The organism is Thermoanaerobacterium calidifontis, from assembly GCF_055381745.1.
Genome location: NZ_AP042436.1, coordinates 1050426 through 1065219, shown reverse-complemented (window position 1 = coordinate 1065219; position 14794 = coordinate 1050426). Strand labels below are relative to the sequence as shown.

17 protein-coding genes are annotated in these 14794 nt (G+C 36.1%); all 17 read right to left on the bottom strand.

All coding sequences use genetic code 11. From position 1 onward, the window contains the following. Positions 1-2: 2 nt before the first annotated feature. The 17 genes from nadD to ACZ42G_RS05215 all read right to left on the bottom strand — a co-directional run bounded on the left by nadD (position 3) and on the right by ACZ42G_RS05215 (position 14790). A complete protein-coding gene (gene nadD, locus ACZ42G_RS05295; protein WP_464851773.1) occupies positions 3-626 on the bottom strand; it encodes a nicotinate-nucleotide adenylyltransferase in 624 nt (207 codons plus the stop codon). Between the two features lie 96 nt (positions 627-722). Continuing rightward, positions 723-1994 (bottom strand): GTPase ObgE, encoded by a 1272-nt coding sequence (gene obgE, locus ACZ42G_RS05290; RefSeq protein ID WP_085112712.1) that lies wholly within the window; start codon positions 1992-1994, stop codon positions 723-725. 19 nt (positions 1995-2013) lie between these two features. Then, complete coding sequence (locus ACZ42G_RS05285; RefSeq protein ID WP_085112646.1) at positions 2014-2241, bottom strand: Spo0B domain-containing protein; 228 nt, start codon at positions 2239-2241, stop codon at positions 2014-2016. Between the two features lie 78 nt (positions 2242-2319). Then, a complete protein-coding gene (gene rpmA, locus ACZ42G_RS05280; RefSeq protein ID WP_013788327.1) occupies positions 2320-2607 on the bottom strand; it encodes a 50S ribosomal protein L27 in 288 nt (95 codons plus the stop codon). After that, a complete protein-coding gene (locus tag ACZ42G_RS05275; RefSeq protein WP_085112647.1) occupies positions 2604-2939 on the bottom strand; it encodes a ribosomal-processing cysteine protease Prp in 336 nt (111 codons plus the stop codon). The genes rpmA and ACZ42G_RS05275 overlap by 4 nt, the downstream gene beginning before the upstream one ends. Positions 2940-2941: 2 nt before the next feature. Then, a complete protein-coding gene (gene rplU / locus ACZ42G_RS05270; protein WP_464851769.1) occupies positions 2942-3253 on the bottom strand; it encodes a 50S ribosomal protein L21 in 312 nt (103 codons plus the stop codon). A gap of 116 nt (positions 3254-3369) precedes the next feature. Then, positions 3370-4791, bottom strand: coding sequence for an Rne/Rng family ribonuclease (locus ACZ42G_RS05265; protein ID WP_464851768.1), 1422 nt, complete (start codon positions 4789-4791; stop codon positions 3370-3372). A 10-nt stretch (positions 4792-4801) separates the two neighbouring features. Next, positions 4802-5470, bottom strand: a complete 669-nt coding sequence (locus ACZ42G_RS05260) for a TIGR03936 family radical SAM-associated protein (protein ID WP_464851766.1) — start codon at positions 5468-5470, stop codon at positions 4802-4804. Beyond that, positions 5442-7286 (bottom strand): TIGR03960 family B12-binding radical SAM protein, encoded by a 1845-nt coding sequence (locus tag ACZ42G_RS05255; protein WP_464851764.1) that lies wholly within the window; start codon positions 7284-7286, stop codon positions 5442-5444. The genes ACZ42G_RS05260 and ACZ42G_RS05255 overlap by 29 nt, the downstream gene beginning before the upstream one ends. A 9-nt stretch (positions 7287-7295) precedes the next feature. Continuing rightward, positions 7296-8159 carry a M50 family metallopeptidase gene (locus ACZ42G_RS05250; protein WP_464851762.1) on the bottom strand — a complete coding sequence of 288 codons (864 nt, stop codon included), beginning with the start codon at positions 8157-8159 and terminating at the stop codon, positions 7296-7298. Then, positions 8149-8895 (bottom strand): M23 family metallopeptidase, encoded by a 747-nt coding sequence (locus tag ACZ42G_RS05245; protein WP_085112653.1) that lies wholly within the window; start codon positions 8893-8895, stop codon positions 8149-8151. Before ACZ42G_RS05245 ends, ACZ42G_RS05250 begins: the two co-directional genes overlap by 11 nt. A 56-nt stretch (positions 8896-8951) precedes the next feature. Continuing rightward, positions 8952-9347, bottom strand: a complete 396-nt coding sequence (gene mgsA, locus ACZ42G_RS05240) for a methylglyoxal synthase (RefSeq protein WP_013788335.1) — start codon at positions 9345-9347, stop codon at positions 8952-8954. 17 nt (positions 9348-9364) lie between these two features. Then, positions 9365-10462, bottom strand: a complete 1098-nt coding sequence (gene rodA / locus ACZ42G_RS05235) for a rod shape-determining protein RodA (RefSeq protein ID WP_085112654.1) — start codon at positions 10460-10462, stop codon at positions 9365-9367. Positions 10463-10593: 131 nt separating this feature from the next. Next, a complete protein-coding gene (minE, locus tag ACZ42G_RS05230) occupies positions 10594-10869 on the bottom strand; it encodes a cell division topological specificity factor MinE (protein WP_013788337.1) in 276 nt (91 codons plus the stop codon). Positions 10870-10887: 18 nt separating this feature from the next. Beyond that, complete coding sequence (gene minD / locus ACZ42G_RS05225; RefSeq protein WP_085112655.1) at positions 10888-11691, bottom strand: septum site-determining protein MinD; 804 nt, start codon at positions 11689-11691, stop codon at positions 10888-10890. Positions 11692-11733: 42 nt separating this feature from the next. Then, positions 11734-12378, bottom strand: coding sequence for a septum site-determining protein MinC (gene minC / locus ACZ42G_RS05220; protein WP_274892629.1), 645 nt, complete (start codon positions 12376-12378; stop codon positions 11734-11736). Between the two features lie 99 nt (positions 12379-12477). Then, positions 12478-14790, bottom strand: coding sequence for a penicillin-binding protein 2 (locus tag ACZ42G_RS05215; protein WP_085112657.1), 2313 nt, complete (start codon positions 14788-14790; stop codon positions 12478-12480). Positions 14791-14794 lie beyond the last annotated feature (4 nt).

Genomic DNA, 14794 nt, shown 5'->3' with positions numbered 1-14794 from the left:
TATCAACCTTTCTTATAAAGTCCAGCTTTTTCAATGTACCTTTCTACAGACTCTGGCAACAAATACTTGATCGGTCTGCCTTCAGATACCCTATTGCGTATGTCTGTGGATGATATGGCTAATGACGGTACAGTTACCTGAAATATATCTTTATCGTATATTCTCTTGATGTAATCAATCTTTTCGCTTATGCTATCGCCAGCATAACCCGGCCTTGTGGCAGCGACAAAATTGCACATCTTTAAAAGCTCTTCAGCGTTTTTCCATGTCAAAATTTCTAGTATGGCATCAGCACCTGTTATGAAAAATATCTGTGTTTCTTCTCCGTATATTTTTTTAAATTCTTTCAGAGTATCAATAGTATACGTGTACCCTTCCCTCTCTATTTCAATAGCAGATACTTCAAAATACGGATTTGTAACGGTAGCAAGGATAGTCATCAAATACCTTATTCTCTTATCAGTAATGTTTCTTTTGACTTTATGTGGCGGATTTCCTGACGGGACAAATATAACTTTGTCCAAATTAAATTGATCTCTGACAGCCTCCGCTGTGACAAGGTGGCCAAAATGTATTGGATCAAAAGTACCACCCATAATGCCAATCCTTTGTAAGTTGTTAGTCATCTAAATATCCTCCACTTGAAATTCAAAAACAATTTTCATACGTAAATTATACAATAATAAACTTTTAGAGACAATATTAGATAAACAGCATATCTTTTATTCATAATACTCGAATTCAAAATCCCTCACATTTATTGCATCTCCATCTTTAAATCCTTTCTCTTTAAGCATATCTATCACACCGGACTTTTTTAATATCATTTCAAAATATCTAAGTGAATTTTCATCTTGAAGGTTTACTCTTTTCAACAATCTATCTATTTTCGTTCCACTTAAATAGTAAACACCATTTTTTACTTCGATTTCAACAGTTTCTTCTTCCTTTGGCATATTGTAGATAATGACGTCTTCTGTATTTTCCTCAACATCTACCTTAAACTTGTCAAGCATCTCTATCGTCTTATCAAGAAGTCCGTCAATACCATCACCTGTCATAGCAGATATTTTAAAGACATCATATCCAAGATTTTTCATCTTTGCAATGATATCATTTAAATTAATCGATGACGGATCAACTGCATCTATTTTATTTAAAACAGCAATTTGCGGAATTTCTTTTAATCTGTCGCTGTACAAATACATTTCATCATTTATTTTCTTAAAATCGTCTATAGGATCCGACATCGGATCTGATACATCCACAATGTGCAATATCAACTTTGTCCTCTCAATATGCTTTAAAAAGTCATATCCAAGACCTTCTCCTTTATGGGCGCCTTCAATAAGTCCTGGTATATCAGCCATGACAAAGGACTTTCCTTTATGGTATACGACACCTAAATTGGGATATAAGGTCGTAAATGGGTAATTTGCTATTTTAGGCCTTGCATTTGTACATGAAGCAAGCAATGTGGACTTTCCAGCATTAGGAAACCCTACAAGACCTACATCTGCTAATAACTTTAGCTCCAATCTCACATAAAGCTCTTTGCCTTCCTCACCGCTTTCTGCAAATCTTGGAGTTTTTAAAGTTGCTGAAGCAAATTTTGCATTCCCTCTTCCGCCTCTGCCACCTCTCAATACTATCGCTTTTTGCCCAGGTTTTGCAAGATCTGCTATCAACTCATTGGTGTCATCCCTTATTATTTGAGTTCCAACAGGAACTTTAATATATAGATCATCACCATCTTTGCCATATTTGTTATTTCCGCTGCCATTCTCACCACTTTCTGCAACGTATTTCCTTTTGTATTTAAAGTCCATCAAAGTAGAAATATTAGGATCGGTAATAAATATCACATCACCGCCTTTTCCTCCATCACCACCGTCAGGACCACCATACGCTACGTATTTTTCTCTTCTAAATGATATAACACCATTTCCACCATTTCCCGACTTTATATAAATTTTCGCACTGTCTATAAACACATCATCACCCACTTTAAATTTATTTCTCTTCTATCTTATTTTTAATAAAATTCATGATACTATCCATATCGCTATTAAATACATTGCGCTCATTGTTGCACTCATCAATGATTTTTTGAATGTAGTCATAAATCTTATCAGACTTACCAAGCTGTGCATATCCTAGCAAAACTTGAAGGTCATTTATGTACTCATGCCTTTTTAAATTTATGTATTTTATCAAAAATTCATCTTCCCGTTTAGACATCTGCATCAGCTCCTTAAGCTAAATTTCAATTTACCTATATTATACCATACATTCCACCACAAAAAAGAAAATCCCGGCTTATGCCAGGACTTCTTTCCTTTTCTCATATACGCTTACCTGTTTTTTGTCTTTGCCTTTTCTCTCAAATGTTACATATCCGTCAATTAATGCAAACAGAGTGTCATCTTTTCCTCTGCCCACATTAGCACCTGGATGAATCTTTGTACCTCTCTGCCTTACAAGAATATTTCCTGCTAAGACAAACTGTCCATCAGCTCTTTTTACACCAAGCCTTTTTGCCTCGCTATCACGTCCATTACGGGTACTTCCCATACCTTTTTTATGAGCAAATAACTGCAGCTTCATCCATCACACCTCCTATCAAAGACCTTTACGTACGCTGGATAGTCTCTTTCAATGTCTTTAAGCCCCAGCACCATCGCATCTACAATGGCACAAGACTTTATAACATCTTCACCAGCACCGTAATCTTCTATTTCAACATACATATATCCATCTTTTACTTTCTTCTTTAAAGATACTGTGTCAATTGATTCCAATCCAAGGACAGCCGTCTGTGCCACTGCCGTAACACCGGCACATACTATATCTCTGTCATAGACATCATAACCTGCATGTCCCTTTATTTCAAACTTCTTTACCTTATCATCATTTCTATATATACTGACTTTAATCATTTTTACATGATCTTCTCAATCTGAACTTTTGTATATGGCTGACGATGACCATGTTTCTTTCTTTCATTCTTCTTTGGCTTGTACTTAAAAACGATTATCTTCTCACCTTTACCATGTTCAAGAACTTTTGCTTCCACTTTAGCATCTTTAACATATGGCTTCCCGAAATCAACGGTTCCATCGTCCTTTGCCACAGCCAAAACCTTATCGAAAGAATATACGCTGCCAGCTTCACAATCAAGCTTCTCAATATTGAGTATATCGCCTTCTTGAACCCTGTACTGTTTGCCACCAGTCTCTATAATTGCGTACATTAGGGCACCTCCTCTTTACCAGTCTCGCCGGAAACCAAGGTACTTCAATCGAAGTATTTAAACCCGTTCCGAGCGGCTACAAAGTGTATTCTAACACAACAACATGAAAATGTCAATTACAACTGATAATCTACGTAAAATTCATCAGTATCAAGCTTGCTGTTGCAGATGGTGCTTATTTCCACACCGTATTTTCCCATGTACTTTTCTATTATATTGCTTTTCTCGATTATACTTTGTACTCTGCGATTTGAAGTTATAGTTATTTTTTTAGCATTTGTATTCCTTAAGATTCTCTCTATAGAGCGATTTATTCTAAGTTGCATCATATCGCTTGATACGATACACCCTGTGCCTTTGCAGCAATCGCACTTCTCTTGCAAATATTCGCTTACGTTTGACCTGACTCTCTTTCTCGTCATCTCTACTAACCCTAAATGTGTAAAGCCAAGTACGCTGCACTTTGATCTATCGCTTTTTAAAGATTCTTCAAAAACCTTTAAAAGTTTCTGACGGTCATTGTCGCTATCCATGTCGATAAAGTCTACAACGATGATGCCACCAATATCCCTTAGTCTTAATTGCAATGCAATTTCCTTCGCAGCCTCTATGTTAGTTTTTAAAATTGTCTCCTGCAGTGAAGACTTGCCTGTGTATTTGCCTGTATTAACATCTATTACAGTCAATGCTTCTGTCTCATCAATTATTATGAAGCCACCGCTTTTAAGCCAAACCTTTTTGCTTAAAAGTCTTTCTACTTGTTTCTCAATCCCATATAGGCCTACTAAATCTCCATCCTCATATTTTACTGAAATTTTTAAACCTTCCTGTTTTATATAATCAAAAATCCTTTTGTATTCTTCAGCATCATTTACAATTATTTCATCCACCATTAATGATGACAAATCCCTTATGTACTTTGTGATGAAACTTTCTTCTTCGTAAATTAATTCAGGTGAACCGGCAACTTTAGATTTATTCAATATATCTTCATACAATTTGCACAAATCAGCTATGTCCCTTTCAAACTCCTCTTCTCCAACATGTTGCGCTGCCGTTCTGATTATTATGCCTACATTATCCGGCTTGACTCTTTTTGCAATATTTATCAGTTCCATTCGCTTTTTCTCATCTTCTATCCTGTGAGAAATGCCAACATGATCAGAATCAGGCATAAGCACTACATACTTTCCTGGCAGCGATATATTTGTCGTAACTCTCGGATTCTTAAGTCCTATAGAATCTTTTAAAACTTGAACAATTATATCTTGTCCAGGTTTCACATATTTAGTTATTGAAGAATTTGATTTTAGAATTCCTTTAACATCATTCACAAATAGGTACGCATTTTTATCTATTCCTATATCAATGAAAGCACTTTGCATGCCTTTTATAGTATTTTTTACTTTTCCTTTGTAAATATTTCCTACTATGCTTTTTTTATCAGAATTCTCAACATGATATTCAATTAACAAGCCATCTTCCAAATATGCCACTTGATAAAATTTATCGCTTATATCAAACAAAATTCTCTTCAAGCAAAACACCTCAATTTAAAATAAGGTTTCTTCTGTCTACTAAGACTCTCTCCACATCAAAAACATGCCCTAAAAAATCATCAAGAGCTTTTATAACATATATAGGTCCTGGAGAACCTTCAGAAATCTTTAGCTTAACGTATAGAGTGATTTTGCTGCCTTTTGCATCAAGCATTTTAAGATCCAAAATGTAATTTTTTAAGTCAATGACCTTACTGCCACTTTTTGACTCCTTTTCTATAAATATCTCACTTCTGCCTAAAAATCTTGTAATTTCAAAAGCAAGGTTAGTCACACGACTCATCAAATATACATCTACAGTGTACTCGGCTTCTTTCACCTTATTTGACAGCAAATCCTTATCATCGACAATATAGCAATCGATGATCTCTAAACCATCAGGCAATGTTCTATTTAAATCATCTTTAAATTTTTTAGGGTCAATTTCGCCTTCTACCACTACATCGAAATAATCCCCGTGAGTTGTGGCGCCCATACTAAGCGCTGGCCCAAAAGATATCAATGGATGTGGATTGAATCCTTTTGACAGTGAAAATTTTATTTGCGCCCTTCTCATAGCCCTTTCTATAGTCCTCATAAGGTCTAAATGAGAAATGTACTTTAAATCCCCATCTTTTTTAAATTTAGCTCTAAGCTTCAAAGCATACAACTCCTTCATCAAGATCTTTTATACCACATCCTGTGCAATGCAATCTGCAATCGCCTGTAAGTTTTCCTTCAATGGCTTTTTTGTATTCCCTTTTAAGATAATCTTTCCTTACGCCTACGTCCACAATATCCCAAGGAAACACTTCATCAAAATCCCTATTTTTATAAGCGTAAAATTTAGGATCCACTCCGACGCTCTCAAATGCTTCCAGCCATTTATCAAATTTAAACTGCTCATCCCAACCATCAAACTTACATCCACTTTCCCATGCTTTAATAATTGCTTGTCCTACTTTTCTATCTCCTTTAGAAATTACAGCTTCTAAAAAGCTCATATTTGGTTCATGCCAGTTGTAACTGAATATTTTTCCTCTAAGAAGCTCTTTTAAATAATTTTGTTTATTTATTATAGAGTCCATATCGTCTTGAGGATACCATTGAAATGGTGTAAATGGCTTTGGCACGAAAGTTGAAGTGCTTATAGTTATCTTAAGACCCTTTGTGCTGCCATTCACATCTTTGTATACATCAGCTACTAAATGAGCGAGATCTGATATGCCTTTTACATCTTCCATCGTCTCAGTTGGAAGACCTAACATAAAGTACAACTTTACGCTTTTCCACCCTGCATTAAATGCTTCTTTAGTAGAATTTACCAAATCTTCTTCAGTTACGCCCTTATTAATGACATCTCTAAGTCTTTGTGTTCCAGCTTCAGGTGCAAGTGTAAGACCAGTCTTTCTGACTTTTTGAATCTCATTTAAGAGATTGACAGAAAAAGCATCTATCCTGGTAGATGGCAACGCTACACCAGTTCCCATATCTTTGTACTTCTCTATAAGATCATATACTAAACTTTCTATCTGCGAATAATCGCATGTACTCAAAGAAGTCAATGAAATTTCTTCATATCCAGTTGATTTTATCAATTTATCAGCTAACTTCAACAATGTTTCTTTTGACCTTTCCCTTACAGGCCTGTAAATCATACCTGCTTGGCAGAACCTGCAGCCTCTTGTACAGCCTCTAAAAACCTCCAGAACGATTCTGTCGTGGACAATATTTATAAACGGTACAATCTGTTTGTCTGGATGGTATGTCTTATCTAAGTCTTTCACAATTCTCCTCTTTATTACCGCAGGTACGCCTTCTTCAATAGGCTTTATGCTTTTGATAGTATTATCATCATTGTACGTTTCTACGTATAATGATGGGACGTAAACACCTTGAATTTTAGATGCTCGCCTTAAAAAATCTTCTTTCGGTACATTGTCCTTTTTACAAGATGCTACCAAATCTAAGATTTCATTTATGATTTCCTCTCCGTCACCTATGACAAACAAATCAACAACATCAGACAATGGTGCAGGATTAACTGCACAAGGTCCACCTGCTATAATCAGAGGATATCCTTTCCTATCCTTGCTTCTTATTGGAATTTTAGATAAATCAAGCATGTTCAATATGTTTGTGTAGCTTAATTCATACTGCAAAGTAAACCCTATTACATCAAACATATTAAGCGGCGTTTTTGTCTCAAGTGAAAAAAGGGGTACGTCCTTTTCTCTCATTAGGTTTTCCATGTCCACCCATGGTGCAAATACCCTTTCACAATATGTGTCATCTCGTTCATTCATCAAACTATAAAGTATTTTAAGTCCAAGGTGGGACATGCCAACTTCATACACATCGGGAAAAGCAAATGCAAACCTTATTTTAACTTTATTTACATCTTTAATCACAGAATTTATTTCACCACCAGTGTATCTGGCAGGTTTGTTCACTTTCATCAGCAAATCATCTATCTTGTTTTTTAAATCTGACATTGTTACCTCCTATTTTACCTTGCTTAAGATTTCGCCAATGGGTAAGTAAAGTCCATTTTCAATGGCAAAATCAAAAAGCTCTGTCTCTGTAAGTCTTTTTTTCTCTTTCAAATTTTTATCCAACACAACTATTATATGATATTTTAAGGGCAAAAAACAATTGATTATTTTGATTAATTTTTGATCATCCATTACTGCAATCGTCCTGACATTCATAATTCCTCTTTTAAATAATTCTTCTTTTTTGTATATTAAATCTCTCAAGTTAAAATACTGAGATAGTTTTCGTTCATTTCTGGCAGATATTATGAGAAATACAGCCATAGTAATCAATACATAATTTTTATTCCCATTTACAAACATAAGTATACTGCCGTACATGAGCAATAAAGATAACACGTATGAAATCTTGACTGCTACGTTATTAGCTCTGGTTAAACCTATGAAGTTGGACAAAACAGACTTTAAAGCTCTTCCTCCATCTAAAGGCACACCAGGCAAAAGATTAAATGCACACATCAGAACATTTATCCTTATAAGGTAGTCCAATTGAGTACCTATGATTTGGCTTACTATTATAAGCATCATGATAAAAACGGCATTTGACAAAGGTCCCGCTAATGCGATGATGATTTCCAGATCAGGCCTTATAAAAATCTCACTATCGAAAACAGCCGCTCCGCCAAAAGGGAATATTTCTATCTGAATCATATTTATGTTCAACTTTTTCGCCACCCAATAGTGGCTTGCTTCATGTATGGCTACAGTCAAGATTATATCAACAAGTTCAATGTAAAGACCGGACAGTACAAGAAGCAATATAAAAACCCACGTAAATGGGTTTATCTTTACTTTAACATCGTCAATTTTCATTTTTGACATCACTTATTGCTGAATTAAAATCTATTTTTGATTGTGGATCTATCGGCTTTCCGTTTTCCCATATTTCAAAATGCATTGGAGTACCTTTGTTGCTGCTAACGTCAACTTTTCCAATTGTCTGACCTTTAAGCACTTTATCTCCAACTTTCACGTCTACTTCAGAAAGGTATGCGTAAACAGAACGGACGTCCCCATCGTGCTTTATTACAACCACCTTACCCCAATCAGGGTTAGAATTATCCGCTATCATGACTTCTCCATCCAATACAGCAACTACTGGCTCATCGCTGGATACGCTTATGTCAATTCCATCGTTTTTCACTTCTTTTGAAGTAGAAGAATCTACTTTTGTGCCAAATGTGGATACCACAACTCCATCAACAGGTCTTACCATTCCACTACTTACAACTTGAGCTGTAGTATTTTTTGAATCATCCGTTTTGTTTGAAAACACTTTTACAACGTCGTCTTTTAGCGAAGGTATACTGCTCATTACCAGTTTAAGCCCTTTTTTAGTATTTTCATAGTTAGAATTATAATTAAGGACTGATTTCACTTCGTCTACAGTTTTATTTGTAGCTGGAACATTTATGGCCTTAAAAAGCATGACTACTCCCAAAATCAAAAGACAAACTATCAATTGGTTTTCCAGAAGGCCAAAATACTTTTTAAAATTGCTGATGCGATTTTTTGAATAGCTAACAGATTGCCATTTGTTAGGTTTCATAAGATAAACCTCCTTTGCTATATTTATATTACATAGAAAGGAGGTTTATGATTGTTTTATTTAACCGCATCTCTCCATTCCAAAAATCCTGCATCTAAACCTTTTATCAACACTTCCGCGGTAGCCAAATTTGTCGCAAGAGGTATGGAGTGAACGTCGCAAACCCTTAAAAGAGCCAGTATATCAGGCTCATGGGGCTGTGCAGTTAATGGATCTCTTAAGAATATGACTAAGTCCATATTGTTTTCTGCAATCATTGCGCCAATCTGCTGATCACCACCCATAGGGCCTGGCAAAAATTTATTGACTTTGATGCCAGTAGCTTCCTCTACCAGTTGACCTGTAGCACCTGTAGCGTATATGTTGCATTTTTTTAATATTTCTTTGTAGGCAATGGCAAAATCTACCATTATAGATTTTTTCATGTCGTGTGCAATAAGAGCTATATTCAATTAAATCATCCTTTCATTTAAAAATTAATCTTTCGCCTTCGCATTCCAATATTTAGCAATAGTCCAATAGCAATCATATTTGCAACCAGTGAACTACCACCATAGCTCATAAAGGGAAGCGGAATTCCTGTAATTGGCATAATTCCTACAGTCATACCAATGTTTTCAAATATGTGAAATGTAAACATGGAAATTATTCCTACAGCTATCAAGTAACCGTACTTGTCCTTTGCCATAACCGCAATTCTAAAGCATCTATAAAGCATATAAGCGTACAACAGTATCAAAGCTGTAGCACCAATGAAGCCTAATTCTTCTCCTACAACCGAAAAAATGAAATCAGTCCAAGCTTCTGGTAGATAGTAAAGCTGCGTCTGACTACCGTTGTAAAGGCCTTTCCCCCAAAACATACCGGAGCCTATTGCTATCTTAGATTGTATTACATGGTATCCTGACCCCATCGGATCAAGATTTGGGTTTATAAACGATAAAAGTCTGTTTCTCTGATAAGGCTTTAAAATCTTGTACGCTACAGGCATCATAGCCATACCCATCGCAATAAGCCCAGCAAACACCTTTGGTTTTACACCAGAAATAAAAAGCATCCCTATAAAAATAGCTAAGAAAACCAGCGCAGTACCGAGATCCGGCTGTAGCATTACAATTACAAAAGGAATGAGAACGTGAATAAGTGGATTCACCAGATCTTTGAAAGTCTTGATTTCACCCATCTCATTAAATAAGTTTGCTAATGTCAACACCAGCGCTATTTTCGAAAACTCTGACGGCTGAATATCAATTGGCCCTATGTGAATCCAGCTCTGAGCACCGTTACTTACTTTACCGATAAAAAGAACGGAAATAAGGACTAATATATTTAATACGTAGATTACCTTTGAGAGTCTGGCAATCTGATTGTAATCAAAAAGCGTTATGGCAAATAAGAATGCCAATCCAAATAAAACAGCTACAATCTGAACAATCACATTTTTGTATGAACCAGTCTCAACCGCATGTGAGGCACTAGAAATGACTACAGCGCTAAATGCGCATATCAATAAAACAGTAATCAGCAAAGCAAGATCAAAATTCTTCCACAACTTCTTGTTAAACATCAACTTCTATTTCCCTTCTATAGTGAGTATTCATTACTACAATAGTATTATATCATACAACATATCATTTAACTATACATTTGATTATGGATATAATTTCACCAAATTTAAAATAACCGGCTTTTCACCGGTTATCTTAAATTTTTCTTCATCTTTTTTATGGGAATATTTGCATGCAATGCTGGAACAAACGTATCATCTGTCTTTCTTTCTTTTGTTATTTCAACATTCAAGCCATCCTCATCTATCTCAACATAATTTGATATTACATTCATTATCTCGCCTTTTACCATCTCTAAAAATTTTGGAGAGACATCGGCTCTGTCATGAACAAGCAATAACTGCAATCTTTCCTTTGCTACGTTTTTACTGTTGCTTTTTCCTCCAAACGATTTGAATAAGTCCATCCATTACACCTCCTGAAACTACCTATTGGATGAAATTTTAAATAAACTTTTCAATCTGTCGATTAAACCATAATTTGTGTCTAAGTTTATTATCGGAACATCTTCTCCAACCAATCTTTGCGTCAGATTTCTGTAAGCCTGTCCAGCCAACGATTTTTCATCTACAACTATTGGCTCTCCCTTGTTTGTAGATATGACTATATTTTCATCATCAGGAATAACGCCTAATAGATCTATTGCCAATATATCCATGATGTCATCAATGTTCATCATGTCGCCTCTTTTTACCATGTCCATCTTTATCCTGTTTATGATAAGCATGTGATCTCTTACATCAGAGGCTTCCAAAAGGCCTATGATTCTATCAGCATCTCTTACCGCTGATACTTCTGGCGTTGTAACAACTAATGCCCTGTCAGCACCAGCTATAGCATTTTTAAAGCCTTGCTCAATACCTGCAGGACAATCAATTAAAATGTAGTCGAAATCTTGCCTCAGCTCATCCGTAATTGCGCGCATCTGCTCTGGATTTACGGCTGTTTTATCTCTTGTCTGCGCCGCTGGCAATAAGTAAAGCCCATCAAACCTTTTGTCTTTTATAAGCGCTTGTTTTAAGCGGCATTGGCCTTCTACTACATCAACTAAGTCGTACACTATCCTATTTTCCAATCCCATAACTACATCAAGATTTCTAAGACCTATATCTGTATCTACTAATGCTGTTTTAAATCCTTTCATCGATAGATATGTACCAATATTAGCTGTTGTTGTAGTTTTTCCAACTCCGCCTTTCCCAGACGTTATTACTATGACTTCGCTCATTTCCTTCACTCCATTTCTCATTTCTTCTAATTGTTTATTTTACTATATTTTTCCATACAAGTAAAGTGGTTTAACTATTATCTTATTTTTTTTAACTAAAGCAATTTCTGGATACAATGCCTCAATATCATTATCGGGTGAACGTGAAATAATGTTAGATATTCGAAGCTGCATCGCGTTTATCTTAGACGCCGCAATTATTGAATCAAGATTTCCAGACATACCTGCATGTGCGATTCCTCTCAAAGTCCCCATAATTATTATGTTGCCTGACGCTTGTACAATTCCACCAGGGTTCACATCACCTAATATAACTAAATTTCCGTAATACTTAACAACTTGACCTGATCTTACAGTGCCATTGTAAAATTTCGTCATACCTTCTTCCAAACCATCAAATATATCATTTTCACTTGTAACATTTTTTAGATGCCTTTCCTGAATCTTTTTAAACCTTACATTTACACCGTAATTTTCTAAAACAAAGTCCTTTAACTCATCTAAACTTTTTTCATCTACGCTCAAATTTCGAAATTTTACCGTAAGCTGTGCACCTTTAAAAAATGTCAGTGACCGCTCTATGCGATTTATTATCTTTTCTTTTAAGGCATCTATATCAGAAACATCTGTTGCTATTATCACAAGTCCATCTTTTGAACCATGGATCTTTACATAATCATTTAACATTGTTTGCCCTCCCAATACAGTCTTAATTATAATATTCTCCACAACTTAAGTTTTTCCTTCTTAAAAAAACAAAAGAGGACAAAAAATCCTCTTTAATGATTAATGATTGCTGGCATTTGTATTTGACGCTGTATTATTATTTGAATTTGTAAAGCCAAAATAAGCATCCATTATGTCTCTACCTACCTGAGCTGTATATGCGCCAGAACCCCCCTGGTATATAAGTGCTGTTACCAAAATCTGCGGCTTGTCGTATGGCGCAAAGCCAACAAACCATGCATAGTTCTGCATGACTTTCGTACCATGTGAACCTACTTCAGCAGTACCAGTCTTGCCACCAACAGGTATTGGAAAATTAGCAAATGCTGCACTGGCAGTACCGCCTTCTTCTGTGGCACCTTTCATTCCCAATTTTATAGCATCCAAGTATTTCTGAGGTATGTTTATCTTGTCTAATACCTCAGGCTTTTCCTTTTCGATTACCTTCCCATCAGGGGAGACAATTTTGTCGACCAAATGCAATCTGTATCTTGTTCCTCCGTTTAACAATGTTGATAAATAACTTGCAATCTCTATAGGCGTAAATTGATTGCTACCTTGACCTATGGATGCGTTGGTAGTATCTACCAAAGTCCACTTAGTCGCATCCATCAACTGCCATATGGTCATCTGCAATTTAGGATCTGTTATTCCCATCTTCTTAAGCTGTAAAAATGTGGAGTAATCGCTAAAATTGCCTTTGTCAATTAAGCTTACTATCTTATCGTACTGTTCCTGTGTTATCTTGCCATTTGGATTTGAGTCAGATTTAACCATCGATTTTAAAATCGATAAATTGTAATCTCTTTTAAATTTCTTACTGGAAATTATTCCAGTCGTTTCATAGAGTTCTATGCCCGTCTTTTGATCTAAGCCCAGCATGTGAGCATACTCATCAATTTTGTCTATACCCATTCTGCGGCCCATCTCGTAAAAATACGTGTCTGTAGAATACTTTATTGCGTCTGATACATTTACTGCACCTTGCGTCCTTCCGTATTCGCCGTACAGCCAGTTTTCTTGGCCTGTAGGAGCATATATACCTGTATCAACATACTTTTCATTTACAGTCGTTACACCAGATTCCAAGGCTGCCAACGCTGTTACCATTTTAAATGTTGAACCAGGAGGTGCTGCACCTTGTGTGGCGTAATTAAATATAGGACTTGGGTCAATAGTGGCATTCCTCGGCTTGAACAGTTCATTTACAATGCTGCTGGGCGGATTGCCTGAAGCAAATATATTTGGATCATAACCTGGCACACTGGCAAGAGCTAAAATTTCACCTGTATTTATATCTGTAACGACTACTGCACCGATATTTGCCGGTAGGTATTCACCATGTGGACCTCTTTTAGTTTGCCTTATGCTTTCCATGGTCCTCTGCAATGATTCTTCGGCAACCTGCTGCAACTTTTCATCTATCGTAAGGTACACAGTATCTCCAGGTTTAGGACTGATCTCATCTAATTTTTTTATCAATCTGCCATAATTGTCTACTTCCACTTGCTGTTTACCGTCAGTTCCCCTTAGGTATTTCTCCAAATAGCTTTCAAGTCCATAATGCCCAACAAGATCTGTTATTTGATAGCCTTCTTGGCTGTATTTTTTCCATTCCTCAGCAGTCATGCGGCCTATATATCCTAATGTCTGCGACAGCAGCGTCTTAAATGGGTATAACCTTATTGGCTTAACTTCTATTATGACTCCAGGCAAATCCAAATGATTTTCCTCAATCTCTGCCACCGTCTGTTGGTTGGCATCGGTGGCTATCTCTACAGGCTTGTACTGTGTATACCCTTGTTCTAACATCAGCTCTTGAACAGCCATTATGCCTCGAATATCCTGTGGAGACAGCGATTTTGATATTTTGAATTTATTTATCAACATCTGCCATGCTTCACTGGCTGTAGCATTTGAAGGAATGTTGTTATTTTTTTTCCACTGCAATTCTCTTTGTCTTAAAACCGATTGTGATACATTGCTTTCATCAGGATTTTGAAAATTGAAATAAGGATTGTTGTTGCTGTCTAAAAATATAGGCAAATCGTCTTTATACTTTACACCATTTTTATTGAGAATGTTTAGCAATTTTAAAATGACATCATTTAGATTAACTCCTTTAGCATCGCTTCTTAAAAGCTCTACAGAATAGCTAGGCCTGTTTGTAGCAAGCTTTACGCCGTTTCTATCTACTATATCTCCTCGAGGCGCTGTGATGATTATGGATCTTATGGCATTGCCTAATGACTGCTCTTTGTAGTAATCACCTTTTATAAGCTGCAGATAAACCAATCTTCCTATAAGGGTAACAAGCATCAAAGCTATTACCCATCCTAATACATTGAACCGTTTTTTCAAACCTTCATTCAATTTG